Annotated in this window: 17 protein-coding genes; 9 read left to right on the forward strand and 8 right to left on the reverse strand. The window is 61.2% G+C overall.

Translation table 11 applies throughout. The features are described from left to right. The first annotated feature begins 55 nt into the window (after positions 1–55). The 3 genes from H9L06_RS09900 to H9L06_RS09910 are packed head-to-tail and all read left to right on the forward strand — an operon-like array spanning position 56 to position 5,517. The gene (locus H9L06_RS09900; protein WP_187555018.1) at positions 56–1,453 is read left to right on the forward strand and encodes a uracil-xanthine permease family protein; all 1,398 of its coding nucleotides are present in this window, start codon (positions 56–58) and stop codon (positions 1,451–1,453) included. 38 nt (positions 1,454–1,491) lie between these two features. After that, positions 1,492–5,295 carry an AAA family ATPase gene (locus H9L06_RS09905; protein ID WP_246454368.1) on the forward strand — a complete coding sequence of 1,268 codons (3,804 nt, stop codon included), beginning with the start codon at positions 1,492–1,494 and terminating at the stop codon, positions 5,293–5,295. A 6-nt stretch (positions 5,296–5,301) separates the two neighbouring features. Next, complete coding sequence (locus tag H9L06_RS09910) at positions 5,302–5,517, forward strand: hypothetical protein (protein ID WP_187555019.1); 216 nt, start codon at positions 5,302–5,304, stop codon at positions 5,515–5,517. Here H9L06_RS09910 and H9L06_RS09915 read toward each other — a convergent pair. Both H9L06_RS09915 and H9L06_RS09920 read right to left on the reverse strand, forming a co-directional pair. Next, positions 5,514–5,789 carry an FmdB family zinc ribbon protein gene (locus tag H9L06_RS09915; RefSeq protein ID WP_187555020.1) on the reverse strand — a complete coding sequence of 92 codons (276 nt, stop codon included), beginning with the start codon at positions 5,787–5,789 and terminating at the stop codon, positions 5,514–5,516. The two genes, H9L06_RS09910 and H9L06_RS09915, sit on opposite strands and share 4 nt — an antisense overlap. A gap of 11 nt (positions 5,790–5,800) precedes the next feature. After that, positions 5,801–6,415 carry a 5-formyltetrahydrofolate cyclo-ligase gene (locus H9L06_RS09920; protein WP_187555021.1) on the reverse strand — a complete coding sequence of 205 codons (615 nt, stop codon included), beginning with the start codon at positions 6,413–6,415 and terminating at the stop codon, positions 5,801–5,803. A 70-nt stretch (positions 6,416–6,485) separates the two neighbouring features. Here H9L06_RS09920 and H9L06_RS09925 point away from each other — a divergent pair, with 70 nt between their 5' ends. The 3 genes from H9L06_RS09925 to H9L06_RS09935 all read left to right on the forward strand — a co-directional run bounded on the left by H9L06_RS09925 (position 6,486) and on the right by H9L06_RS09935 (position 9,130). Continuing rightward, positions 6,486–7,391: a UTP--glucose-1-phosphate uridylyltransferase gene (locus H9L06_RS09925; protein WP_187555022.1), complete on the forward strand. Its 906-nt coding sequence runs from the start codon at positions 6,486–6,488 to the stop codon at positions 7,389–7,391. Between the two features lie 17 nt (positions 7,392–7,408). After that, complete coding sequence (locus H9L06_RS09930; protein WP_187555023.1) at positions 7,409–8,014, forward strand: GNAT family N-acetyltransferase; 606 nt, start codon at positions 7,409–7,411, stop codon at positions 8,012–8,014. Positions 8,015–8,077: 63 nt separating this feature from the next. After that, positions 8,078–9,130 carry a hypothetical protein gene (locus H9L06_RS09935; protein WP_187555024.1) on the forward strand — a complete coding sequence of 351 codons (1,053 nt, stop codon included), beginning with the start codon at positions 8,078–8,080 and terminating at the stop codon, positions 9,128–9,130. Positions 9,131–9,194: 64 nt separating this feature from the next. Here H9L06_RS09935 and H9L06_RS09940 read toward each other — a convergent pair whose 3' ends face one another. From H9L06_RS09940 to H9L06_RS09950, 3 genes are all read right to left on the reverse strand, one after another. Continuing rightward, positions 9,195–10,676 carry a sensor histidine kinase gene (locus H9L06_RS09940; protein WP_246454369.1) on the reverse strand — a complete coding sequence of 494 codons (1,482 nt, stop codon included), beginning with the start codon at positions 10,674–10,676 and terminating at the stop codon, positions 9,195–9,197. Then, entirely contained in the window at positions 10,673–11,377 is a 705-nt protein-coding gene (locus H9L06_RS09945; protein ID WP_187555025.1) for a response regulator transcription factor, read from the reverse strand. The genes H9L06_RS09940 and H9L06_RS09945 overlap by 4 nt, the downstream gene beginning before the upstream one ends. Positions 11,378–11,438: 61 nt before the next feature. Next, positions 11,439–14,036: a LuxR family transcriptional regulator gene (locus tag H9L06_RS09950; protein ID WP_187555026.1), complete on the reverse strand. Its 2,598-nt coding sequence runs from the start codon at positions 14,034–14,036 to the stop codon at positions 11,439–11,441. A gap of 329 nt (positions 14,037–14,365) precedes the next feature. On the opposite strand from H9L06_RS09950, the gene H9L06_RS09955 reads away from it, so the two are divergent. From H9L06_RS09955 to H9L06_RS09965, 3 genes are all read left to right on the forward strand, one after another. Continuing rightward, positions 14,366–18,340: a SpaA isopeptide-forming pilin-related protein gene (locus H9L06_RS09955; RefSeq protein WP_187555027.1), complete on the forward strand. Its 3,975-nt coding sequence runs from the start codon at positions 14,366–14,368 to the stop codon at positions 18,338–18,340. A gap of 18 nt (positions 18,341–18,358) precedes the next feature. Beyond that, positions 18,359–19,849 (forward strand): SpaH/EbpB family LPXTG-anchored major pilin, encoded by a 1,491-nt coding sequence (locus H9L06_RS09960; protein ID WP_187555028.1) that lies wholly within the window; start codon positions 18,359–18,361, stop codon positions 19,847–19,849. Between the two features lie 83 nt (positions 19,850–19,932). Further along, positions 19,933–20,871, forward strand: a complete 939-nt coding sequence (locus H9L06_RS09965) for a class C sortase (RefSeq protein WP_246454370.1) — start codon at positions 19,933–19,935, stop codon at positions 20,869–20,871. 167 nt (positions 20,872–21,038) lie between these two features. On the opposite strand, the gene H9L06_RS09970 is transcribed toward H9L06_RS09965, so the two are convergent. Genes H9L06_RS09970 through H9L06_RS09980 form a run of 3 tightly spaced genes read right to left on the reverse strand, consistent with a single transcriptional unit; the run spans position 21,039 to position 24,805 of the window. Further along, entirely contained in the window at positions 21,039–22,685 is a 1,647-nt protein-coding gene (locus H9L06_RS09970) for a DNA repair helicase XPB (RefSeq protein ID WP_187555029.1), read from the reverse strand. A 38-nt stretch (positions 22,686–22,723) separates the two neighbouring features. Beyond that, a complete protein-coding gene (locus H9L06_RS09975) occupies positions 22,724–24,526 on the reverse strand; it encodes a helicase-associated domain-containing protein (protein ID WP_187555030.1) in 1,803 nt (600 codons plus the stop codon). Positions 24,527–24,538: 12 nt separating this feature from the next. Beyond that, positions 24,539–24,805, reverse strand: coding sequence for a hypothetical protein (locus tag H9L06_RS09980; RefSeq protein ID WP_187555031.1), 267 nt, complete (start codon positions 24,803–24,805; stop codon positions 24,539–24,541). Positions 24,806–24,891 lie beyond the last annotated feature (86 nt).

Raw genomic sequence — 24,891 nt, forward strand, 5'->3', positions numbered from 1 at the left:
ACCAGTAAGATGTTCCCCGGTGCGCACATGGGGTTGCGCCTAGGAAGAGGAACTCATGGCGCTGCCCTGGAAGCTGCACGGCGACGGAACGACAGTCAAACCAGATGCGATTGTGCTCCCCGAAGAGCGACTCGGTTGGGCGAAGACCATCGGTTTCGGTGCTCAGCACGTCGTCGCCATGTTCGGCGCGACCTTCCTCGTGCCGCTCATCACCGGATTCCCTCCGACAGCGACGCTGTTCTTCTCAGGGCTTGGCACGCTCCTCTTCCTGCTGATCACGGGCAACCGCCTGCCGAGCTACCTCGGTTCATCGTTTGCGTTTCTCGCGCCCATCGCGGTGGCGACGGCCGGGTTCGACTACGGTGACGTTGCGGGCCTCGCGCGGGCATCGTTCGCCATCGTGGTTATGGGCGTCTTGCTCGCTGTGGTTGGCATCATCGTGCAGCGCTTCGGCATCGGCTGGGTCAACGCTCTCATGCCCCCTGTCGTCATGGGCGCCATTGTCGCGCTCATCGGCTTCAACCTTGCCCCCGCGGTGAAAAACAACTGGTTCGGCAACGTCGCGAATAACCCAGACGCTGACCCCACCCTGCACTCCACTGCGGCGCTCATCACGATCGGCTCGATCATCTTGATCACCGTGCTGTTCCGTGGGCTCATCGGGCGTCTCTCGATTGTGCTTGGCATGGCTGTCGGATACATTGCAGCAGCACTCATGGGCATCGTCGACTTCAGTGGTGTGCAAAACGCGGCGTGGTTTGGGCTCCCCGATTTCCACCTTCCGGCGAGCCCGTTCGAAGACCCGGCCCTGTGGGGCATCCTCCCGGCGTTCCTGCCAGTCGTACTCGTGCTCGTTGCCGAGAACGTGGGTCACGTGAAGAGTGTCGGGCTCATGATCGAGCGAGATCTCGATCCGGTGACGGGCCGCGCGCTGCTTGCAGATGGCCTTTCGACCATACTCGCGGGCTTTGGCGGTGGATCGGCAACGACGACGTACGGCGAGAACATTGGCGTGATGGCAGCGACCCGCGTCTACTCCACAGCCGCGTACTGGGTTGCGGGCATCATCGCGATCTTCCTCGGCTTCTCGCCGAAGGTCGGCGAGCTCATCTTCTCGGTTCCGGCCGGTGTGCTCGGCGGTGTGACGGTTGCGCTGTATGGCCTGATCGGCCTCATTGGTGTGAAAATATGGATCGACAACAAGGTTGACTTCTCGAAGCCGATCAACCAGTTCACGGCCGCAATCGCACTCATCGTAGGTATCGCAGACTTTGGAATGCAGCTTGGCGACGTGGTCTTCAATGGCATTGCGCTCGGCTCGATTGCCGCGATTGTCGTGTACCACCTCATGCGCACGGTGACCCGCCTGCGCGGCGGTGAGGCCGATGTGGTTGATCCCGTGGTGACGGGCGGCGAGCTCGTTGAAACTTCGGCAGAAGAAACACCGAGATAATTCCGCGAGAAACCGTGTTTACCGCTTAGGGTTGCGGTGTGTGGAGTGTGGATCGACGTAGGCGTTCCGAACCTAGGGAAGACGCCGTAGAGACACCGGAAGCCGCTCAGGCGGCACAGCCGGCGGGCGAACGCGCGCCTGAATCGTCGCTCGCGGCAAACCTTTCAGTCGACCACTTGGCCACCGAACTCGGAGGGCCGGTATCGGTTGTGGAAGCGTTCACCGCGGAACACGAGGCGTGGCGAAAAGAGATCACGAGCATCGGTGGGCGAAACCCACTGCTCTATTTCGACGACCACCCGGCGAACCGCATTGAGCTTTCAACGACCCACCCAGGTGGTCTGCCGCAGTTCATTTCGGGCAACAAGATATTGCTCTCGGCGCTTATCCGCGACGATCTTGCACTGCGGCATGCACGAGCGGCTGCTGCCCGGGTTACCGACAAGGCCAACGAGATGCGTGCCGTGCGCGGCATCGAGACGGTCAACCTGGCAGTGGGCCTCGCGAAGTGGGGATTCGAGGGCGACGAGTTTTCGGCTCCGGTGCTGCTTCGCCCTCTGGCGATCCGCCGCTACGGTCGCGACTTCGAACTTAAACTGAAGAAGTACCCGGTCGTTAATTCTGAGTTGATTCGCGCGCTTCGCGAGCAGCTCGGCATCACGATTGATGCGCGTTCGCTCATCGAGCTTTCGCAGTCTGAGGGTGTGTTCAAACCTCAGCCGGTCATTGACCGCCTGAGGCAGATGGTTGCTGGTGTTCCAGACTTCGTCGTGCAACCGCGGCTTGTGGTCTCGTCGTTCCACAATGTCTCGCAGCGCATGCTCAGCGACGCGGTGCGTCTCGACACGCCGCTGCTCAACGCTGTGTGCGGCAGTGAGCCAGCGAGGCGCGACCTCGCCGAGGCATACCGGCCAGTGAGCCCGGTCTCACCGGATCGGATCGCGCCCGAGACTGATCGCTGCCTGTACGACTCAGACCCCGAGCAAGACGATGTGCTCGCGCAGATCGATGCGGGTCATTCGCTTGTCGTACATCAGCTTCCGGGCACCGGCGGCACCCAGACCGTGGTGAACGCGATTGGAAACCTGGTTCGCGCTGGCAAGCGTGTGCTTGTGGTGTCGCCGCGCCGATCCACCATCGACGGAATTACGCACCGGTTGACCCGTGCCGGCCTACCTGGGCTCGCGGTCACACCAAGGCACCTGCGCCGCAACCTCGTCGAGGGCATTAGCCGCAACGAGAATGCGTCGGCCGAACAGATGCGCGACGTCGACGAGGCGCTCGTGCGACTGCGCAACGTGCTGCTCGACTACCGCGATGCGCTCGGCCAGACTGACGAACGGTTCGGCGTGACGCCCCTTGAGGCGCTGCGTCAGCTCACGCATCTCTCGCTGGGCGCGAACCCGCCCTCGACCACGGTGCGCCTCGACGACCAGTCGCTCGGGCAACTCACCATCGACCGCTCATCGGTCGCAGACGACCTTACCGAGGCGGCGAGGCTCGGGCAGTTCCAGTACGGGCCAGAAGACTCACCCTGGTACGGCGTTGATTTCTCGACGACCGAGGAGGCGCGCGCCGCGTACCAGGTCGCCGTAGACCTCGCGGAGTCGCAGCTGCCACGGCTTATCTCTCTGGCAAACGAGGTCATCGAGCAGACCTCGATGCGCCCGTACGAAACGATCTCTGAGCTCGGCGTGTTCTTGCGGCTCCTCATGGGCGTGCGCGACACGCTCGATCGCTTCACCCCCGAGGTGTACGACCGGTCGCTCGCAGAGGTCATCGCGGCCCACGCGCCGCGCGGTGGCGAAGACATGTCTCCGGCGAATAGGCGCAGGCTGCGCAAGCTCGCCCGTGAGTATGTGCGCCCTGGCGTCAGCATCACCGACATGTACGCGAGGCTCGTGCAGATTCAGCAGCAGCGCGTGCTCTGGCAGCGCTACACGACCATCGTTGGCGCACGTCCCGAGGTTCCGCTCGGCATCGCTGACGTTGTCGTCGCGTTCCAGGCTGCGTACCAAGATCTCGACAAGCTCGACGGCGTGCTCGGCACTACGCACGATGCGGATCGGCTGAAGAACCTGCCGCTTCAAGAGCTGGCAGCGCGCATCTCTGAACTCGCGAAAGAGTCAGAGGTGCTGCAGAACATTCAGGAGCGCACCACGATCGTCGAGCGGCTCCGCAGTGCGCGGCTTGGCCCGCTGCTCGATGACCTCTCGGCCCGCCATATTCCAGCGGATCAGGTCGCGTCAGAGCTCGAACTTGCCTGGTGGCAGTCGGTACTCGAGCGCATGCTGAAGACGAACCCCGCGCTGCTCAGCGCAAACACCGGGGTCATTGAGCGGCTCGAGGCAGACTTCCGTCTCGTTGACGACGCACACGCAGGAGCAAACGGCTCATTGCTCGCTTCGAAGCTCGCTGATGCTTGGCGCATTGCGGTGCTCGACAACAAGCAAGAGGCGCTCGCGCTCCGCGGTTCGCTGCGAAGCGGCTACGTGACCATCGCCGCGCTTGCGCAGGACGCGCCGACGCTGTTTGGTGCGCTCGCTCCGGTGCTCGCGATGTCGCCATATGAGGTGCCCCAGATTCCCGAATCCATGCGGTTCGACACCGTCATTCTGGTTGATGCCGGCGCCACGACCCTCGCTGAGAATCTTGGTGCGATCAGGCGCGCAGAGCAGGTAGTCGCGTTTGGCGACGACATGACTCAGACTCCATCGTCGTTCGAGATCTCGGTGCAGGCGCCGAATGACGGCGATACTGAATCTGGGCCCGAGACTGATAAGCGATCTGCATTCGCCGAACTCAGTGAAGTGCTGCCGAAGCTGAAGCTCACCCGCAGCTACCGCGCAGGGGGCGAGGATCTCACGAACCTCGTCAACACCCGGTTCTACGACGGCGAAATTCAATCGCTCCCGTGGGCCGGCAGTTTCCTCGGTCACTCGAGCCTCACCTACGATTTCGTCTCGGCCGGTCAGGGGCTTCCAGACCAGCAGACTGGCGCGGTCGAGAGCACCGACGCAGAGGTGGATCGGGTCGTGCAGATGGTGCTCCAGCACGCGCACGAGCGCCCGAACGAGTCGCTCATGGTCATTACCGCGAGCGAGAAGCATGCGGTGCGGGTGTATCAGTCGGTACTTCAGGCGTTCTCGAAGTTCCCGCAGTATCGCGAGTTCTTGCTCGGCGAGCGCGCAGAGCCGTTTGCCGTGCTCACACTCGAGCAGGCCACGGCGCAGAGCCGCGACCGTGTCATCTTCTCGATTGGTTACGGCCGCACACCGCACGGGCGAGTGCTGTCGAACTTCGGCGCACTGGGACGCCCCGGTGGCGAGCACTTGCTGGCCGTCGCTATGACGCGAGCGCGTCGTGCGATGACCATTGTGAGCTGCTTCAGGCCCGAAGACCTCGACACCGCCCGTCTGCGTTACGGAGTGGTGGAGCTCGCCGAACTGCTCGCCTTTGAGCACCCTGAGCCCGAGCCAGAGTCGCTGCCGTCAGAACCCGATCCACTGGTGAGCGAGTTTGCAGAGCGCCTCGAGCGCCTCGGAATGAAGGTCGAACTCGACTACCACGGCGTCATTCCCATCGCGGCGTCGTATGACGAGCGCGCGATCGCAATCGACATCGATCTCGGTACCGCGAGCGAAGAGGGTTCGAGCCTGCGCGACGCACTGAGGCTGCGCCCGTCGGTGCTGCGCCGGTTGGGCTGGCACTATCACAGGGTGCAGAGCTTCGACCTGTTTGCTGACCCCGAGGGTGTTGCTGAGCGCATCGCGCGTGTGCTCGGCGTGACCGATGCGAGCGCGGCTGAAACTGACGCTGGCTCCGCCGATTCGTCAAAGTAGTTTCGCGTGAGTGCTGAGCGGTCACCGAGAAAGCCGCGGCGCGCGCAGCGCCCGGCGGCAGAGGGTGTGGATCCACACCCTTCAGAGCACCCGCTCACTTCGCGCGCGAGCGAAGACCGGCCCGAGGGCTGGGGTGACGCGCAAACGAAGCGCACCAAGAAGCAGGGTGCTGGGGAGAACGACGACCGTCTCAAGCAAGACCGCCCCCCGCACTGGGGTTAGCTTGCGCTTGGGGCTGGCGTTGATGTCGACTTGGTCGACGAGGATGAGTCGGAGCCAGAAGAGGAGCCCGAGCTCGAAGAAGACGAGCCCGAGTTTGACTGCGAGTCTGTGCGGTAAAAGCCCGAACCCTTGAAGCTCACGCCGAGCGAGCCGAACACCTTGCGAAGCTGACCCTCGCACTCTGGGCACACTGAAAGCGCCTCATCAGAGAACGACTGGTAGATGTCAAAGCTGTGCTCGCAATCGGCGCAGCGGTAAGCATAGGTAGGCACAATGCCCCAGTTTAGCCGAAGTTGTGAATGCGAACCTCAGTGACTGCGCCGTCGATGGGGGCATCATGCGGTTCGAGGGGGAGCGCGCTGTGAACCTCGTCCTCGAACACGACGGCGTATACGGGAGCGAATTGCGTGGGATGTTCGTCTCGCAGCGAGTCGATCGCGCGATCAAAGTATCCGCGCCCCCACCCGATTCGAGTACCGAGCACGTCGACGCCTGCGGCGGGAATGATGAGGAGGTCGCACGAGGCGAGTATGTCTGGCGGCAGCGCCTCACCGATTGGCTCCGGGATTCCGAAGGCGCCCGGGCGCAACGGCTCATCAGTCTGCAGCACCCACTCGAGTTCTCCCGCGGGTAGCGAGCGGGGCAGGAGTACCTCGACGCTGTTCTCGCGAGCCCACGCGAGAAATCCCGACGTGTCGGGTTCGTTCCGGGTGCTCGCAAAGCAACTCACGCGGCGGGCCTGATGCTGTGAGACGAGAGCGGTGAGGTGCTTCGTGAACTGAGCGTGGGTGTCAGTGGATCGCGATCCACGCAGCGCACGCGCCTGCCTGATCTCGGCACGCAACTGCTGTTTGGCCTCAACTATGGTGTCGGCCGGGTGGTGCGCTTCGTCGTTCACGTCTTTACTGTACGGCTCTACGACTCCGCGTGGGCATAAGATGTCGGTACCCCGCGATAAGGTTGAACCTATGAGTGATTCCACATCGAGGGTTGTGAAGGCAGTTATTCCGGCGGCGGGGCTGGGTACACGCTTCTTACCGGCAACCAAGGCGATGCCGAAAGAGATGCTTCCAATCGTCGATAAGCCGGCGATTCAGTACGTTGTTGAAGAGGCTGCGCACGCTGGCCTTGATGACGTGCTCATCATCACCGGCCGCAACAAAGATAATCTCGTCAACCATTTCGATGGCGTGCCAGAGCTCGAATACACTCTGCAGCGCAAGGGCGACGAGGGCAAGCTTGGCAAGGTGCATGAGTCGAGTGAACTCGCAGAAGTGCACTTCTTGCGTCAGGGGCAGCCACTCGGGCTCGGACACGCGGTTGGGCGGGCCCGGCAGCATGTCGGCGACGAGTCGTTCGCGGTGTTGCTCGGCGACGACCTTATTGATGCGCGCGACCCACTGCTCGAGCGCATGGTCGAGGTGCATGACACACGCGGAGTGACCGTTGTGGCGCTTATGGAGGTGCCGCCTGAGTCGATCCACCTCTACGGGTGCGCGGCGGTCGAGGCGACCGACAGCGATGATGTGGTGCGCATTACCGCGCTCGTCGAGAAGCCGAGTCGCGAAGAGGCGCCGTCAAACCTCGCGGTGATCGGTCGCTATGTCTTGCGCCCCGAGATCTTCGACATCATTGACGACCTGGAGCCGGGTCGCGGCGGCGAGTATCAGCTCACCGACGCGCTCAACGTGCTCGCCGCGGGGCGAGGCAAAGACCCGGTTTATGGCGTGATCTTCAAGGGGCGTCGTTACGACACTGGTGATCGTGCTGACTGGATCAAGGCGAACGTGCTGCTCGGTGTCGATCACGATGAGCTCGGCGACGAGATTCGTGAGTGGATCCTCGAGTTCGCAGATAAGCTGCGCGCCGGCTAACGAGACAGGCCATATCAGTGACCGGTCCCACGCACGGTGAGCTTCCGAGCTCGCTCGGTTCTGGGCGCGTCGGGATCCGCCTCATTCACAAGCGCGACGCGAAGGTACTTGAGCGATTTCTTCGCGAAGATCGCCAGTGGTTGGGGCCGTGGGAAGCGACGCATCCGGGTGGGTTGAACCCGACCCCCGGGAGTGTCACGCTGAAACCGGTGATCAAGCGGCTTCGACAGCAGTTTCAAGAGGGGCGCGGGGTGCCTTTCGTGATGACCTACGACGGCGAGGTTGTGGGTCAGCTCAGCGCTTCAGATATTTCGCGCGGTGCACTCTGGTCGGGGAGCATTGGGTATTGGATCGCGTCGGAGTACGCGGGTCGCGGCATCACCCCGGTCGCGGTCGCACTCGCGATTGACTACCTGTTTTCGACAATCGGGCTACACCGGGTCGAGATATGCATTCGCCCTGAAAACAGTGCCTCGCTGCGTATCGTGGAGAAGCTCGGGCTGAGGTACGAAGGGCGTCGCAAGAGCTACATTCATATCGACGGCGCATGGCGCGATCACGAGAGTTTCGCGGTGACGCGTGACGAGGTGCACGGCAGCATGCTCGCCCGCCTCGACGACTGAAAGCGGCGCCTTATCGGCGCGCCGGGGGTGTGCCTCGGCTACCGAATCGTTACAGTTAGCCACATGGGTAGCGGAGGTCTCGGCGGCGGAGTGATGTTTCTTGCCATCGCTCTGCTCTGGGGCGCGGTTCTCGTGCCGGCCTGGTTTCGCAGGCGTGAGTTTAATGCTGCTGAGCGAAACGCCCTTCGACTGCAGCGAACGCTGCGCGTGCTCGCGGAGACAGCCGAGCTGCCAGAAGAGGTCCGAGTCGAAGCGACTGCGCGCGAAGCCCTCGCTCACGAGCGCTTGCTGCGCACCGCTCAGAAGCGGCAAGAGGCAGAGCGTGAGGCCGAACTGGCGGCAGCCAAGGCAGAACAAGTGCGTGCCGAGATCCACGCACAGCAATTGCGGAGAAAGCAGGTAGCCATGAACCGGGCAGCGAAGCTGCACAAGCCGATCGTACGGAGAATGCGCTCGCTCGCAGCACTGATTGGTCTGCTCGGCTTTGTGGGCGCGCTCCTCGGTGGTGGAATGATGATTGCCGGAGTCGGCCCTGCCGTGCTGCTGTGGTCGCTGCTCGCGTTCAGTGTTGGAGTCGGCACACTCGTGCTGATCGCACCGGGTCGCGCAAAGCTCGCCCCGATCGCCGCTGAGCAAGAGGTGCTTGCAGAAGCCACCAGCCAGAGTGCGACGCCCGAGGCCGCGGTTGAGGTCTCAGCTGAGAACACCGCTGCCGCGCATCAGAATGCTCAGCGTGCGGCGGCCGAGCGCATCGAGCGTGCTCGTGCCATGGCCCGTGCTCGCCAGGTACGTGCTGCGGCACCGCGGGAGAATCAGCCGGACTCCATGCTGCTGCGCGAGGTGCGCCGAGAGGCCGCACGCGCACACCAGCAGGCGGCAGCCTCGGCAAGGAATCAATCAGCCGAAACTCAGCCGACGGCTGGAACCCGGCCAGCGGCAGAGACGCAACGCTCAACGCAGGCGCCAGCCAATCCAGCCAATCCAGCCAATCCAGCCAAACCTGCCGCACCGGCTACGCGCCCCAACCGTCTGAGCGAACTCGGCGTCGTGGGCGACACGAGCGAGGGCATGCCAGACCTCGATCAGGTACTGCGCCGTCGTCGTACCGCGGGTTGAATCTCACTGCGTAGCGGGTGGTACGTCGACTACTCTGCAGCCGAAACAGCAGGTACACCGCAGGCTAAGCAGCAGGCAGGTCGACCCTAAACGTCGCGCCGCCACCCGGTGTCTCGTGCACGCTGACGGTGCCCTTGTGGGCGTCGACGATCGATTTCACGATGGCGAGTCCGAGACCCGATCCACCGGTTTCGCGGTTGCGTGAATTATCTGCGCGCCAGAAGCGGCCGAAAATCTTCTCGCGAAGCTGCTCGGGAACGCCCTCGCCGTGATCCACGATCTCAAAACGCACCATGTCCACCGGCGCCGGCGCACCCGGTGCGGTACCACTGAGCGGGGGCCTCGACACCACGATCTCAATCGGGCTGCCGTCTGCGGTGTGTATCAGGGCATTGCCGATGAGGTTCGTCATGAGCTGCCGCACTTTGTGCTCGTCGCCGAGTACCTGCGGGTCTGCGGGGTCTGCTACGACAGTGACCTCGCGCTCCGGTGATCCCGCGCGGGTATCTAGTGCAGCGTCGTGTGCGAGCTGATTGAGCGAGAGCGGTGCGAGCTCGAGGGGGCGACGCTCGTCGAGCCTTGCGAGCGCCAGAAGGTCTTCGACGAGAGACGTCATGCGGATCGCCTCTTTCTCAATGCGGCCCATCGCCTGCACGACCTGCTCCTCTTCCTGGAGCGCGCCCATGCGGTAAAGCTCGGCATACCCGCGCACAGAGACGAGCGGTGTGCGCAGCTCGTGTCCCGCGTCGCCGACGAATCGACGCATTTGGGTGATGGTACGCTCGCGATCCTCAATCGACCCATCGAGCCGATCGAGCATGACGTTGAGCGACTCACCAAGGTGCCCGACCTCGGTGTGCGGACTCGCAACCATGATGCGCTTCGAGAAGTCGCCGCGCGAAATCTCGAGTGCGGTTTTCTCGACTTCGGCGAGCGGAAGCAGCGTCGTCGTGATGAGAATGCGCGTGAGCGCCGCGCCAAGGAGGATCACGGCAACGCCGAACCCGGTGAACACAATCACGTATTGCGCGACCATCTGATTGATGCGCGCCGTGGATTCGGCAATGAGAAGTACGCCCTGCGGCACGTCATTGATGAGTATCGGCATAGTCACCGACTGCCAGCGCGCACCGTTCGGGCTGCGCAGCGCGACAAACGAGTTTGGGTTCTCTCGCACCCAATCGAGCGTGATCGTAGAGGGAGGAATACTCGGAAGCGTTGACGTGTTTCGGTCGCGTGCGTTATCGAACTTTACGTCGCCATTGATATCGAGCATCGCAACGTAGTACTGGCTGTTCGCCGCAATGACGTCGTCTTGCGTGAGCCTTCGATCTTCGGCGTCAAGACCGAGCACGCGCATCGGGTCGTTACGCAGCTGAAGCAGCGCGGCATTCTGCTGGTTGATGAGCATCGGGCGCAGCACCGAGAAGGTGCCGACGCCCGCGACGATGAGCCCGAGGAACAGAATGAACACCGTGACGATGGTGATCTTCGTGCGGAGTGATACGTCTGCCCACCGGTCGCTGATCTCACCCTTTTGTGTCACGGGGCTAAGTCGGCCTTAAGCATGTAGCCGAATCCTCGCTTGGTTTGAATGAGCGATTCTTCAGTGAGTGGATCGAGTTTGCGGCGCAAGTACGAAATGTAAGATTCGACGATTCCCGCGTCGCCGTTGAAGTCGTACTCCCACACATGGTCGAGAATCTGCGACTTCGAGAGCACGCGGTTTGCGTTCTGCATGAGGTAGCGGAGCAGCTTGAACTCGGTGGGGGAGAGCTCGACTGACGTGCCAGCAACCGAGACCTCGTGGGTGTCTTGGTCGAGCGCGATTGGGCCCACTTCAAGCATCGACTCTTCGTCTTCTTGAATGGTTCGGCGCAGCACCGCGTTGATGCGCGCAATAATCTCGTCGAGGCTGAACGGCTTGGTGACATAGTCGTCGCCGCCAACGTTCAAGCCCTCGATTTTGTCCTCGGTGTCGTCTTTCGCGGTGAGGAAGATGATCGGCGCCGTGTAGCCGGCCGACCTGAGTCGCTTCGTCACGCTGAAGCCGTTCATATCGGGGAGCATGACGTCGAGGATGATAAGGTCTGGCTCCTCCTCGAGTACCGCGGAGATGGTTTGCGCACCGTTCGCGACGGCACGTACGCCGAAACCTGCGAACCGTAGGCTCGTAGTGAGGAGCTCGCGAATGTTCGGCTCGTCGTCGACGATGAGGATTCTTGGTCCTTTTCGCTGAGTATTCATGTTCACAGTCTCTGATAATTTGCTATGAACTTGCTGGAAGTTTCGCGGTGCGTCTTGAGCATTAGGTCAGACGTTCGCGCTGCGTCGAGAACCATTCGCGCAGCGCTTCGCGCCCGTTCAAGCCGAGTTTGCCGTACACGTGCGCAAGGTGAGTCTCGATCGTGCGGGCAGACAAGTGAAGGCGCTCAGCGACGTGTTTCGACGAGTATCCCAGCGAGGTGAAGAGTGCGATCTCTCGTTCGCGCCCCGTGAGCTGGCTTGTGGGTGGCAGCGGAAGCCAGACGCCGAGTTCCGACAGCAGACGTTCTTCTGGCTCGATTCCCGAATCGTTTGCGCCCTCCTCGCACCGGGTGAGTGTTCGAATGTGGGCAAGCAGCGCCTCGCCGATGGGTGAGTCGATGTGTGTCGACAGCATCTCGGCGCGTTGCAGCAGGGCCGGTTCGGGCTTCGAGAGTTCGTGGGCCGCAATATCAAGTGCCTCGAGTTCGATGAGCGCGAGATCCTCATCGCGAGCCCAGGCTGCGACCTTAAACGCGCGCTCGACGAGCGACGTATCACGGAGCCAGTGGTGGGTGCGAAGTGTGATGATCTGAACAAAGCCACCAAGAGCAAGTGAAAGCCCGGGAGCTTGGCGCTCACTATTGCTGAGGGCCTCACGCGCACCTTCGGTGTCGCCGAGCACTGCCCGAGAAAGTGCGAGCATTGCCTGAGCAAGTTCGGTGAGCCCGAATGGATCATTGCTCTCAAGCTCTCGCAGGGTGCGCTCCGTAAGCGTTGCGGCCTCAGACCAGCGTCCATCCTGAATCGAAACGAGCGACACCGCGAGGTCAATCGTGCCAGATTGCGCCCTCGCCGAGATGAGGTCGGGTCGTTCTTTCGGAAGAGAAGAGAGCACTCGTTTTGCAGCCCCGGTCGTACCTCGGGCCCAGTGCGACAAGAACATCGCGAAGCACTCAAGGCCACCTGAAGCGGTCGCGGGAATGCCGTGAAGCAGCGAGAGCTCGCGTGCGGTGGAGGCGATGTCGAGTGCCTTCTTGAATGACCCCCGCTGCACGAGGGTGACGGCTTCGAAGATTCTGGCTGGGAGCGAGAGCATCTCTGTTTCGAGGTTCTGGCTGATTGCTCTCGATCCACGTGCCTCGAACGCGAAGCGAAGATTGCCATTCATGGCGTGTAGACGCATACGGTGTGCACGCACAACGTAGGTCACGTCGCAGCCCGACTCACGTGCGCGCTGCTCTGCCTCGTCGAGTTGACTGAGTGCCCCCGCGATATCTCCGCGATTCATCGCATTGAGATATGCGGCGGTGAGTTGCAGTTCGAGTCTCGTGCTCGCCGTCACGCGGGCGAGTTTCGTTTCTGAATTGAGCAGGTGCATGAGCACTTCAGTCGCCGTTCGCAGCGAGTTTCGGTCGCCGAGAAAGTGCGCGATTTCACAGGCGCGCAATGTAGCCTCGGCGGCTCGCTGGGGGTCTTCGTGCTGGATCGCAGCGAGTGCGAGTGTCAGCGAAAACCTCAGGTCTGCCGAGTGCAAGGTTTCGTGCATGGCTTGCCAAGCCCAGTCGGCGGGCACGGGTTCGCCGCTCTCGAGGCCAAACCTGACGAGGCGGGATCGACCGGTGTTGATGAGTGTGGTCGAGAGATCCACGGAGTTCAATGCCTCGAAGCACAGCGATGCAAGTTGCGTGCGACGCACCGGAGATATGCGCGCGCGCACCGCATCGCCTGTCACTGGCAGCCGCGTGGTGAGCACGGAGTTGCCGCGGCTGTCGGTTTGCACCGCGAGAATCTGACGCTCGATGAGCGATGTCACCGATTCAGAATCGAGCAATCGCAGCAACTGCGGCTCCATGATGGTCTTTGCGTAAGAAACGAGCTCGAGGTTCGCGTACTCGGTGGGCGAGAGGTCACCCAGATGCGTGACGAACTCTGGAGACGGGATATCGTCTTGCGGCTCGACCCAAGCGACTTGATCCGCACGACGAACGGCGCCGCGCCTCTCGGCACCCAACGCGAGTGTCACGAGGGCGTGAGCGTTTCCTCGCGTCGCCGCGTGCCAGCGGTTGAGTGTCTCTTCGGTGACCTGACTCACCCCGAGGAGTCCCGCGACCATCTCACTAGCTTCAGTGAATGAGAGGGGCGCAATGCCGAACTGTTCCACGTCTGGGTTTCTTGCGAGCCGATCCGCCGCCCCTGTCAGCTCTTGCGCCGTACACACGAAACGCAGGTCGCCGATGCGCACGAGGTGCTCGAGTACGGCAGCGTCGTACGACGAATACTTGTCGATGTTCATCGCGATGATGACAAGGTTGGTGGATCCGTACCGTTTTGCGAGTGCGGCACTAATGCGTTCGCTCTCGTGACGTGCATTCTGAGAGTCAATTCCCATCATCGGGTCATCGAGATCGGCGAACTTCTCAATGACGATGCGTTCTACCGGACTCTTCAATGACTGAGCAAGCGATGTGACCGCTGCCTGGGCGACAAACGACTTTCCGCTGCCGAGCTCGCCGATGAGCACGACACAGGATCCATCTGCCGAGAGCGCTGCGGCAACCCGCGGCACCCTGTCACTTGTGGCCTGCACGAAGAAGTCGTGTGGTTCCAATTCTGTGTCTTGGCGATTCAGCGTCGCCGAATCCCCCCAAATCATTTCCATCTTCAGTTACCCCCGCCGTAAGCATGCGCCTTTATCTCGCAACTTACAAGAGGTACGTAATTAACACACAGTAGTTGATTAAAAGATACGTATTTTTCCCTGAGGGTGGAAAGTTGGCATTTCTGTGAGTTTATTTAGGAATTCACCGGCGATTTACTCCAAAAATTCGGCTCCTACATGGTAAATAGCGGCGAGTTTCATGAGTTTTTCATAGGATACGGACTTTCTCCGCACTGTTGGCACCAAAAATATTTACGTACTTCTCCCGGATCCCCTCTAGGTCGGCTGCTTTTAGCGTTGCGGATAGATCACAGGGGAGTGAGGCCATCATGGCAACTTGGAAGGCGTTTGAGCGCCGGGGGAACGTTCTATCGAACGCCCCCATGCACGAAATAAGAACGAACGCGCGGGCGCATCGGGGGCGAATGGCTCGTCGCGTTCTCGCAGTTACATCAGCATTTGCGATCGCGCTCGTGGGCGCCACGCCGGCATTGGCAGATGACGCAGTGCTTGATGAGACTGCGAGTGTGGTGGCTCCGGAGCAGGCGGCTCCGGAGCCTGCACCTGCGCCCGCACCAGAACCTGCTCCAGCGCCTGCGCCCGCCCCGGAGCCTGCGCCCGCCCCGGAGCCTGCGCCCGCACCAGCTCCAGCGCCTGCACCGGCACCTGAACCAGCTCCAAAGGCGGAGCCCGTTCCAGCGAAGACACCTGCTGAACCAGCGCCTGCACCGGAGACCGAGCCTTCTGCAGCCAAGAGCGCGGCTCCACAGACCAAAGCCACCGCCGCGAACGATTCAGGCGTCGAAGTGCTCCCTGCTCCTCCGTACCTGCGCTGGAAGACTGTAGACGCCAATGGTGCAACAGTTCAAGACGCGACGATCGTTGTAGAAGGGCCAAGGAACGACGCAGTCAATGACGACGGCGCCGATTCGCAATGGGCGAATGCGACATCGACGACGGTGTCAGATAACACAGGTCAGGCAGGATACACCGGAGCCGATGAGGATCCGGAGCCAGGCGTATTCCTCGTGAAGGCACTCATCGACGACGATGACGCGACCCGCACCCCGGTCAATGTGCTCGCTACTGACAGCCCATATCGGGTGAGTGGATCGCTCACAAATGGTGACGTTGCCGATTGGGTGACGACCCCCGTGACACTTGCCGCGAACGACAACGTCACCGCGATCACATTCGCGCCCAAACCGGTTGCGGTGCAGGATATTGAATCTCTCTCAGAGGGCGATGCTGGCGGACTCGGAGACTTCGGAATCATGTCGCTCGGGCCCGACGGGCCAGGGGGAGTGGAGCTCGACGCACCGTATGTGTACTGGTCGGTGAAGAACGGCACAACTCTCATCGGTGGGGCGACGTTCACCATCCAAGGACCGCACGTCAGCAACGCCAGTAACGACAATAACAGTAGCTGGGGGAACTCCTACTCTGTGACGGACAACACCGGGCAAGCAGGATACAACGGGCTCGACCGTGACCCAGATCCGGGAGAATTCGCTGTGACCGGCATAGGAAGTAACGGTCAGACCGCCATCAGTAGTGACCGGCGGTACCGCGTACAGATGACGAGTGCCCCGTCTGGCATGACGTCGAGCAATACAGGGTGGGAAACTATTCCGCGTCGAGGCAATAACAATAGTGGCTACCAGCTGCCAGCAACAGACGCCTGGGATGACAACGACACCTACGACTTCGGCGTATGGGGGGTCGGGCAGTCTCGCACAGTCAGCCTGAACATCACAAAGATCGGCGACCGCACTGGGAGTGGACTAACGGACGCGACGAGGGTCCCGGATGCAACTTACACCGCATACGCTTCGACAGGCGGAAATCCGGGTTCACCGACCTCAACGGTGCTCGGCACTTGCACTACCGACGGAAATGGCGAGTGCTCAATCCAGGTTTCGCGTACAAATACCAACGGGGTATGGGTCGTTGAGACCGGTGTTCCCACCGGATGGAGGGCAATATCAGCGATCGGTACCGGCCCATACCAAAATTCGAAAACTGCGACTCCTTATCGTTTCAAGGTGGACATCACCAATGGTTCTGGTTACCAGACGCGAAACATCACAGCGGATAGCAACTCCCCGAATACTGACGTGAGCGGGGCGTGGGTGAACGCCCGCGTTAATCCGGAGTTCCCTAGTTCGTGCGGGCTCTCAATTGCAATGGTGTTTGATACCTCAGCCTCCATTAACCAAAGCGAGATGACGAGCTTTAAAGATGCCGCCAAACTATTTGTTGGCAATGGTGGGCTTGGGGGCACACCTTCAACGGTGACGATGTTCAGTTTTGATTCCACGGCATCGACGATGAACGATGGCAACTTCTACAATCTCGCAATCCAGGGGTCTGCTGGTTCGAACACAGGTTGGGCGGGTGCAGCGAATCAAATCCAGAACGGATTGCCGAACGAGGGTAACAGCAGTGGCTACACCAACTGGGATGCGGCATTTCGACTCGTGAACTCGACGGGCGCTTATGACATGGTGGTGTTCCTCACAGATGGAGATCCCACGGCGTATGACAATGCCGGCAGTGGTGAAACAAACACTACCGTTCAGTTCAGGATGGTCGAGCAGGCAGTGCTCTCGGCAAATACGGTGAAGGCAAGGACCACACCGTCGGACCCTACCAAGACGACGAAGATTGTTGGTGTTGGTGTTGGGCTCTCGACGAACTCCCACCTTAATCTGGAGGCAATTACGGGACCCACTCCGGGTGACGACTACTTCCTTGCTGGAAGCTTCTCCGACCTCGAAACCACGCTTCGTGACCTCGCGCTGCAGAACTGTGGCGGCACAATCAGCGTCGTCAAAGAGTTGCAAGATGCGAACGGTGACGTGGTCAACACGAGTGCTTCAGGCTGGACATTCACCGCCTCAGGCGGAGTTGTTGATGGATCACCTGCAGCGCATACAACCTCTACTTCTGGAACGAACTTCGAACTCACGTTCAACGACCTCAACACGCACAACGTAGTGATACAGGAAACGACGCAGACGGGGTACGACTTCGTCAGCGCATCCTGCACAAATACTGCTGGCGCAGTGGCTGTCGACGCAGCGAACGCGAAGTTCACGGTTCCCGTCAAGAGTGGGCTCATCACGGCCTGCAAAGTTGTGAACAAGGAGAAACCGAAGCTCGTCTCCCTCACCGTGAACAAGGTTTGGCAGGTTGTAGATGGCGATGGAGATGTCATTGACACCTACACGATTCCGGGCGGTGCCGTACCAGCGTGGCTCAATGCGTCGCTCGAACTCGATGGAGATGTGGAACCCTGGGGCGTCGCTGATCCTGGATACCTGGTAGGAAGCACCGCCCAAATCGGTGAGCAATCCTCATTAGGCCTGACAGCGCCTCACGGATGTGAGATCACCTCTCAGCGAGTGACATTGGTCAACGGAGTTACGACAGACCACGATGTGTCTAACGGAGCGTACGCGCACACTATCACTGAGCTGCCGAGTCCGAACACCGCGACCATCACCAACCGGGTGACCTGCTTGACCCAACTCACACTCGTGAAGCACGTGGACAACAGTGAGTTCTGGGGTACGAACGCCGCGACTGATTGGGACCTTACCGCGACTGGCCCGTCGACCGTCACCGGTGAAACCGGAGACGCGAACGTGTGGCCAGCGGTGATCACCGAGGGTGATTACACGCTCAGCGAGGTCGGCCCCGCCGGATACGCGCAGAGCGCCTGGACCTGCACGAGGTTGACTGACAACGGCTCCGAATCCGTGACAGTAACTGGTGATGAGGTGACCGTGGCCTTCGGTGACAACGTCACGTGTGAAATCACGAACACCGCACTCCCAGGCTCAGTGAGCTGGGCAAAGATCGCTAACGGTTCTGACGCATCACTTGCTGGATCGACCTGGACCCTCACCGGCCCCGGCGTACCAGCGAACACCGTCGTCGTTGACTGCACATCAGGTCCGTGCACCGTCGCAGCATATGAGGACACGAACGCAGCAGCGGGCAGTTTCAAGCTAGAGAATCTCAAATGGGGCAACTACACGCTGACTGAGGAGACACCTCCTCCGGGGTATGTGCTCGATACGACGGTGCACGCGTTCCAAATCACCGGCGCATCTCTTGACTACGTGTTCGACGAGGCATTCGTGAACACTCAACTGCCGGGACCAAAGCTTCCACTTACCGGTGGAATTGGCCGAGATCAGGTCTACATCGGAGGCGGGATCGTGCTTCTCATCGCGATCGCAGCGTACGGGTTCGTCACGCTGAACCGCCGACGCGGACAGGGGCGCATCGTATGACGCTTCTCCGAGACCAATTTGAACAGCAGAACTACAACTAACCGACCGGCGTCCAGATGGCGTTGGTGGCAACGGAAAGAAGGAAAAAATGAATACGAGGAAAACGTCGCTCCGACGCCTCGCCGCAGGCGTGGGGGTCCTGTCCCTCGCGCTGGTCGGGTTTGTCGGTGGCAACGCGGCATCAGCCGCAACGGGGGAAACGCCGTAGCAGGCAGTATCGACACTACGCTTACTGGATCACTGACGATCAACAAGCACGAGAGTGATCCGCAGAGTATAGCGGGGAACATCCTTGGAGATCCACTCGAGGGCGTCGTCTTCCAAATTGAGCCAATCACCAATGTCGATCTCACGACTGAGGAAGGCTGGACAACTATTGAGGCTGCGTATGCTCCTCAGCCGACCGCTGCACCAATCCTGACGGGTCTCACGCTCGGTACGGCGACATCGCTCACCCCGACGAACGCATCGGGTGTTACGGTCGAGGATAACCTGCCCGTCGGTGCCTACTATGTCACCGAGATCAGCTCAGGTCCAAACATCATCACCGCTCCGGCGATCCCGTTCATCATCACAATCCCTGAACCAAACGCCAACGGCACCTGGAACTACAACCCGGTTGCCTACCCGAAGAACGACGTAGGTACGGTTACTCCTACGAAGACGGTAAGCGACCCGATCGATGGAGTCTTAGGTCTCGACAAGAACGTCGACTGGACCATCTCGGCACCGTTACCCGCAACGAGTGTCGGTTACACCGAGTTCAAGATTTCGGACAGCCTTGACCCGGATCTCACGTTTGTCGCATGGCAAAGTGTGAGTGTTGGAGCAACCCCACTGACTCCAGGAACCGACTTCTCGGTTAATCCAACGACGCACGAGATCATGTTCCTTGCACCAGGACTCTTGACGCTGAACAACGCGCTCGAAGAGGGCAATGTGACTGTGACGGCAGTGCTCCGCACCACGGTAACCGAGGTTGGTGCTCACACCAACGTGGCGAACATCACTGTGAACGGAAACACGATTCCGACGAATGAACCGCAGACAAACTGGGGCGCACTTGAGATTAAAAAGGTTGATTCCGAGAACACCCAGGAGGTTCTGGGCGGAGCAGACTTCGAGGTGTACCTCGCTGACACCAACGGGGATCCAACAGGTACTGCAATCGCCTCGGGCACCACTGATGCGACTGACGGAACGCTCCACTTTGATTTCTACATCGGAAGCGGAGCAACGACATCGATGACCGTCGTGGTTGTTGAGACTGTGGCTCCTCAGGGCTACGTGCTTCCTGACGATCCAACCTATGGTCCGTTCACCATCACAGCAGGTTCGACGGTAACAGCCTCGACCGTTTACGAAACGATCGAGAACTACGAGCCGACGGCACCGAACCTGCCACTCACCGGTTCGACTGGCACGATGGCCTTCACCCTTGGTGGCCTCGCGCTGATCGCGATGGGTGCGGGCATGATGCTCGTACGCCGCACCCGCTCCCACCGCTGAGCGTCAACTGGTAACTAACCATTGACCGTGAAGGGGCGGGGGACTCAGATTCCTCGCCCCTTCACGACACAGAAAGACCTCTCATGACACTCACATCAGCTCCACAGCTGCGGAATCCGAAGTCGGACTCCCCGGCACGGTGGCGCATGCCCTGGGGAACCGCGGGAGTCGCCCTCCTTGCGTTCCTCGGAGTACTTGTCATGCTGTACCCGAGCACCGCCTCATGGTTCTCGCAATACAACCAGTCGCAGATCGTGGTGAGTCTCGACGACACGGTGAGTGAAGAGCAACCGTCACTGTTGCGCACCGCAATCAGTGACGCTCACGCCTACAACAGCGCACTCATCAGGGGTGAAATAGATCGAGGCGCAATGCTCGACCCATCGAGCAACGTTCCAACTTCACACGCATCAACTCCGGGTGGGTTCGACTACGATCAATTGCTACGCGCAAGTGCTGACGGCGTTATGGCCCGGCTGCGCATACCCGCAATCAACGTAGACTTGCCCATCTACCACGGCACGTCAGAGACAACACTCCTCAAAGGCGTCGGCCATCTTGAAGGAACCTCACTGCCAGTGGGTGGTGACTCCCAACACTCGGTTCTCACCGCTCACCGTGGGCTGCCAGAAGCAGTACTGTTCAATGAGCTCGATCAGTTGGAGATCGGGGACACCTTCACAATCGAGGTGTTCGGCGAGGTACTCACGTATCGCGTGTTTGAAACACAGACCGTTCTTCCGGATGAGTCCCAAAGCCTGCTGCCAGAGTACGGAAAGGATCACGTCACCCTGGTGACCTGCACTCCGCTCGGCATTAATAGTCACAGGTACCTTGTCACTGGCGAGCGTATACTTCCAACCCCCGTAGCGGATATTGAAGCCGCTGGTGCGAGGCCCGAAATCCCAGGATTTCCCTGGTGGACCGTAGCGCTCGGCGGATCAATACTCGCGTACGTCTCAATCATCGTCGTTGCGGGTAGAACCGCACGACCTACCGGAGAGGAATCGGTAACTCTCTAACCCAAGAACGCCCCCCTGTCGCTGCGAAAGTACCGTTCGATACACCGTCGCCGCTTGCCTCCCCAGTTAAAGAAGTCGAAATGCGCTCCCCCGTAAATTGCGCGGCGACTTCGCAAGCACCGAGAAGAATCGATCAGGGAAACCAGGCGGCAGGGGGGTTCTATTTATTAGGCAGCAGCGGGTAGATCAGCAGCGTTCATAATCGTGTACGAGTACCCCTGCTCCGCGAGGAACCGCTGACGGTTCTGCGCAAAGTCCTGATCCACTGTGTCGCGCGCGATGAGCGTGTAGAACGACGCCGTCACACCGTCTGCCTTTGGCCTGAGTAGGCGGCCGAGGCGCTGCGCCTCTTCTTGGCGCGAGCCGAACGAGCCAGAGATCTGAATCGCGACTGATGCGTCTGGCAGATCCACCGAGAAATTTGCGACCTTCGACACGACGAGCGTCTTCACTTCGCCTGCACGGAACGCCTGGAAGAGTTCTTCGCGCTCGTTCACCGGGGTCTGCCCGGTGATGAGTGGCGCGTCGAGCGCTTCGGCCATCGACTCGAGCTGGTCAATGTACTGCCCAATAACTAGGGTGCTTTCGCCCGGGTGTCGGTCGATGATCTCTTTCGCGATGCGCTCTTTTTGCGGGGTCGAGGAGGCTATGCGGTACCGATCTTGATCCTCCGCGACGGCGTACTCGAGTCGCTCAGATTCAGGCAGGTCGATGCGGATCTCAAAGCACGCGGCCGGTGCGATGAATCCTTGGGCCTCGATATCTTTCCACGCGGCGTCGTATCGCTTCGGGCCAATGAGGCTGAACACGTCACCCTCTCGCCCGTCTTCACGCACGAGCGTCGCGGTAAGGCCGAGGCGGCGCCGCGCCTGCAGGTCGGCGGTGAGCTTAAACACGGGGGCGGGTAACAAGTGCACCTCGTCGTAAACGATGACGCCCCAGTCCTGCGCGTCGAGGAGCGACAGGTGTGCGTATTCACCCTTTCGCTTGCTCGTAAGAATCTGGTACGTCGCGATGGTGACGGGCTTGACCTCTTTCACCTGACCCGAGTACTCGCCGATCTCATCCTCAGTGAGGTTCGTGCGGCGAAGCAACTCGTCGCGCCACTGGCGAGCAGACACCGCGTTCGTCACGAGAATGAGCGTCTTCGCACCCACCGCAGCCATCGCGGCCGCGCCCACGAGCGTCTTGCCCGCGCCACAGGGGAGCACCACGACCCCCGATCCACCGCGCTGAAACGCCTCGACCGCCTTGTGCTGGTAGTCGCGCAGACTCCAGTCGCTCTCGTCGAGCTCGATCTCGTAGGGTTCGCCCGGCGTGTACCCGGCGAGATCTTCGGCGGGCCAGCCGCGTGCCACGAGCTGCTGCTTGAGTTCGCCGCGCGCCCACGCTTCGACGGGCATGCTGAAGTCGTCAATCTTGTTGCCGAGCAGCGGCGCGACCTTCTTCGCAGACGACACCTCACGCAAAATCGCCGCGTCGTCAGAGTGCAGCATGAGGTCACCGTCTTCGGTGCGCTCGATGGTGAGCCTGCCGTAGCGCCGCATCGTGTCGGCGATCTCGGCAGCGACCCCGCTCGGCACCGGAAACTTCGCGTAGCGATTCAGCGTCTCAAGAATTTCTTCGGCCGTGTGCCCGGCCGCGCGCGCGTTCCACAAGCCCAGGCGTGTCACGCGGTAGGTGTGAATGTGTTCGGGGGCGCGCTCGAGCTCGGCGAATACCGCGAGTTCATGCCGTGCATCTTCAGCGTCGGGGTGCGCAACCTCGAGCAGCACGGTGTGATCGCTCTGCACAATGAGTGGGCCAAGAGTCATAACTAGCCATTTTACGCGCTCTCGGTGAACTGCGCAGGTCAGGTGAGCTGTGCGACCGCAGTTATCGCTTCTAGCGGAAGCGTGCGCTCGACCCCCGCTGCCTCATCGAGGGCGCGCATGCGGCCCGACGCAAGCGAGATTGGCACGATCGAAAAGTCACGAACTTCGCCGCGGATCTCGACCGTGACGCGAATCGAACTCCGGTCGCGAATGGCCAGCGTGATCTGTCGGCTGATGTCACTCGGGCTGTCGGCCGTAGACGCCAGCACGCGGTCGACGAGAGAGTCGAGCGGATCAGCCTCATCTTTTGCAGGCCCGCGCGGCAACATGATGGGGCGTGTGTCATCGTCTACGCCCTGCGTTTCGGTCTTCGCCGGGTACCGTGCGTCGAGTAGCGCCGCGAGCACGTGATCGGCACGAAGCCGGGAGTAGAGCGGGGGGATGGTCGTCTCTGTGAGCAGTCGCCCCGACGGTTCGGCGAGCTGCAGGTGTGCGAGCCTTCGATCCACCAGGATCGAATTGCGCAGCGCCGTGCTCGCGAAATCGACGCGACTGCGACCGTGCTCACTGAAGTTCGCGGTGACGATGACACTGCCTGCGCGTTCGCCGAGTGCGGTAATGAGATAGTCGAGCGGCTGCGGAATACCCGACACCGTGAGACCCGTGAGCATGTCGCGGATAGCAGCGGCCTCAAACCCACGATCGATGGCCTCGCCGAGAGAAGCCTCAGTGATGCGCAGCGTTGACGCGACGCCGAGCTGTTCGGGTAGCGTGATCGCGGCAAGCGCCGTTTCGTCGGCGATTGCCAGCGGCCCGGGAACAATAACGCTGAGGTCTGGCTGAATATAGATGCCCGGAGCGATGGCGGGAAAGCCGAAGTCGGGGAGTGCTTCTGCGGAGCCCGGCGCCACGGGGTTGCGCAGCACGTAAGCCCCACCCGCGCTGAGGTGTCCGTGCACCGTGATTCCGAGGCGCTCCCAGAGTGCGGCGGCTGCGGCGACCTGAGCGAGGGTGGTCTCGGTCGCGAGAGGGAAACGGTGAGGAAACTCGGTGAGCGCTGGGTGAATGTTCTGGCCGGTCGCTGCCTCGGCCGTGTCGAGCATGTCGAGCAGACGCTGCGGCATCCGTGCGGCTGCGGTGCGCGCCAGCGCGATCCACCGAGCCTCGTGGCCCGAACCGAGCCAAGCATCTGCCGTCGCCACGAAGCCGTGACCCGCGGGCCCAGCGAGCCCGGCGCCGCGCACGAGATCTACGAGCTCGGCCCCGCGGGGAATCGAGAGGCGCTCCTCGAGGCCCTTCACCCACGCCGCGGCGACATCGCCGTTGCGATTGAGCTTGGCGGGTGTGCGCGCGAGGTCGCGAAGCAACCAGGCCACCTGACCCGACGCGGTGAGGGCCTGCGCGAACCAGCCAGACACGTCTGGCGCGGGCGCGTCGTCGTGCTCTGTCGCCTTAGATTGTGGATCCGCAAGCGCATCCAGCGAAACCCTGCCATCGATCTCAGCGCCGAACACCCCTACAACCTCTGGGAATGGTGTGGCATTAGGTGAGACGAGCCCCAGAGCGATGAGTGACTCTAGTTGGCGCTGGAGCTCGGGAGGAACGCCAGCATCTTGAGCGGTGGCCCCCAGCCCTGAGATGCGCGCGAGCACGCCGAGCTCATCGCGGGTGAGCTCGGTGAGAGCCTGCGCGATCGAATCAGGCTTAAGCAGCTCTTGCGCAAGATCGAGCGAATCGCTCACAGACTGCGGCGACGCGATACGACGCGACGAGACAAGCCCCATCAAGCCCACTCGATCGAGCGAAGCTATATATGAAGAGAGAGGGAGCGTGCCGCTCATGCGTGGACCAGGTCAGCTCTTTCCCTGGCGCGCGTCTCGGCTGCGCCTGCGCTGCGCCAGTATGAGCAGCAGAATGAGAAGCACAAACCCGACGGGCAATGCGTACAGCGAAATGCCGAAGACCCAAGCCCACAACCCCTCGGCGACCGCCTCACGGTCATTCATTCCGACAATGAGTGTCGCGAAGTACGAGCCGAGAGCGGCGACGATGATCGTGATCGTCACGTAGGCCAAGACGCGTTCGAACCGTGACGGGGTGCTGTGATCTTCAGTGCTCATCCCTACAAGTTTACCCCTCACAAGCCTGAGCGTGTTCGTGCAGGGTCTCGGCAGTCTCGGGGCCGATAGAATGCTGGGGTGTGCGT

This window comes from Leucobacter denitrificans, from assembly GCF_014396385.1.
Classification (GTDB): Bacteria; Actinomycetota; Actinomycetes; order Actinomycetales; family Microbacteriaceae; genus Leucobacter; species Leucobacter denitrificans.

Coding starts and splice junctions, on each gene's coding strand:
- H9L06_RS09900 (WP_187555018.1), top strand. CDS start 56: ATGGCGCTGCCCTGGAAGCTGCACGGCGACGGAACGACAGTCAAACCA.
- H9L06_RS09925 (WP_187555022.1), top strand. CDS start 6,486: ATGAGTGATTCCACATCGAGGGTTGTGAAGGCAGTTATTCCGGCGGCG.
- H9L06_RS09935 (WP_187555024.1), top strand. CDS start 8,078: ATGGGTAGCGGAGGTCTCGGCGGCGGAGTGATGTTTCTTGCCATCGCT.
- H9L06_RS09945 (WP_187555025.1), bottom strand. CDS start 11,377: ATGAATACTCAGCGAAAAGGACCAAGAATCCTCATCGTCGACGACGAG.
- H9L06_RS09950 (WP_187555026.1), bottom strand. CDS start 14,036: ATGGAAATGATTTGGGGGGATTCGGCGACGCTGAATCGCCAAGACACA.
- H9L06_RS09955 (WP_187555027.1), top strand. CDS start 14,366: ATGGCAACTTGGAAGGCGTTTGAGCGCCGGGGGAACGTTCTATCGAAC.
- H9L06_RS09965 (WP_246454370.1), top strand. CDS start 19,933: ATGACACTCACATCAGCTCCACAGCTGCGGAATCCGAAGTCGGACTCC.
- H9L06_RS09970 (WP_187555029.1), bottom strand. CDS start 22,685: ATGACTCTTGGCCCACTCATTGTGCAGAGCGATCACACCGTGCTGCTC.
- H9L06_RS09975 (WP_187555030.1), bottom strand. CDS start 24,526: ATGAGCGGCACGCTCCCTCTCTCTTCATATATAGCTTCGCTCGATCGA.
- H9L06_RS09980 (WP_187555031.1), bottom strand. CDS start 24,805: ATGAGCACTGAAGATCACAGCACCCCGTCACGGTTCGAACGCGTCTTG.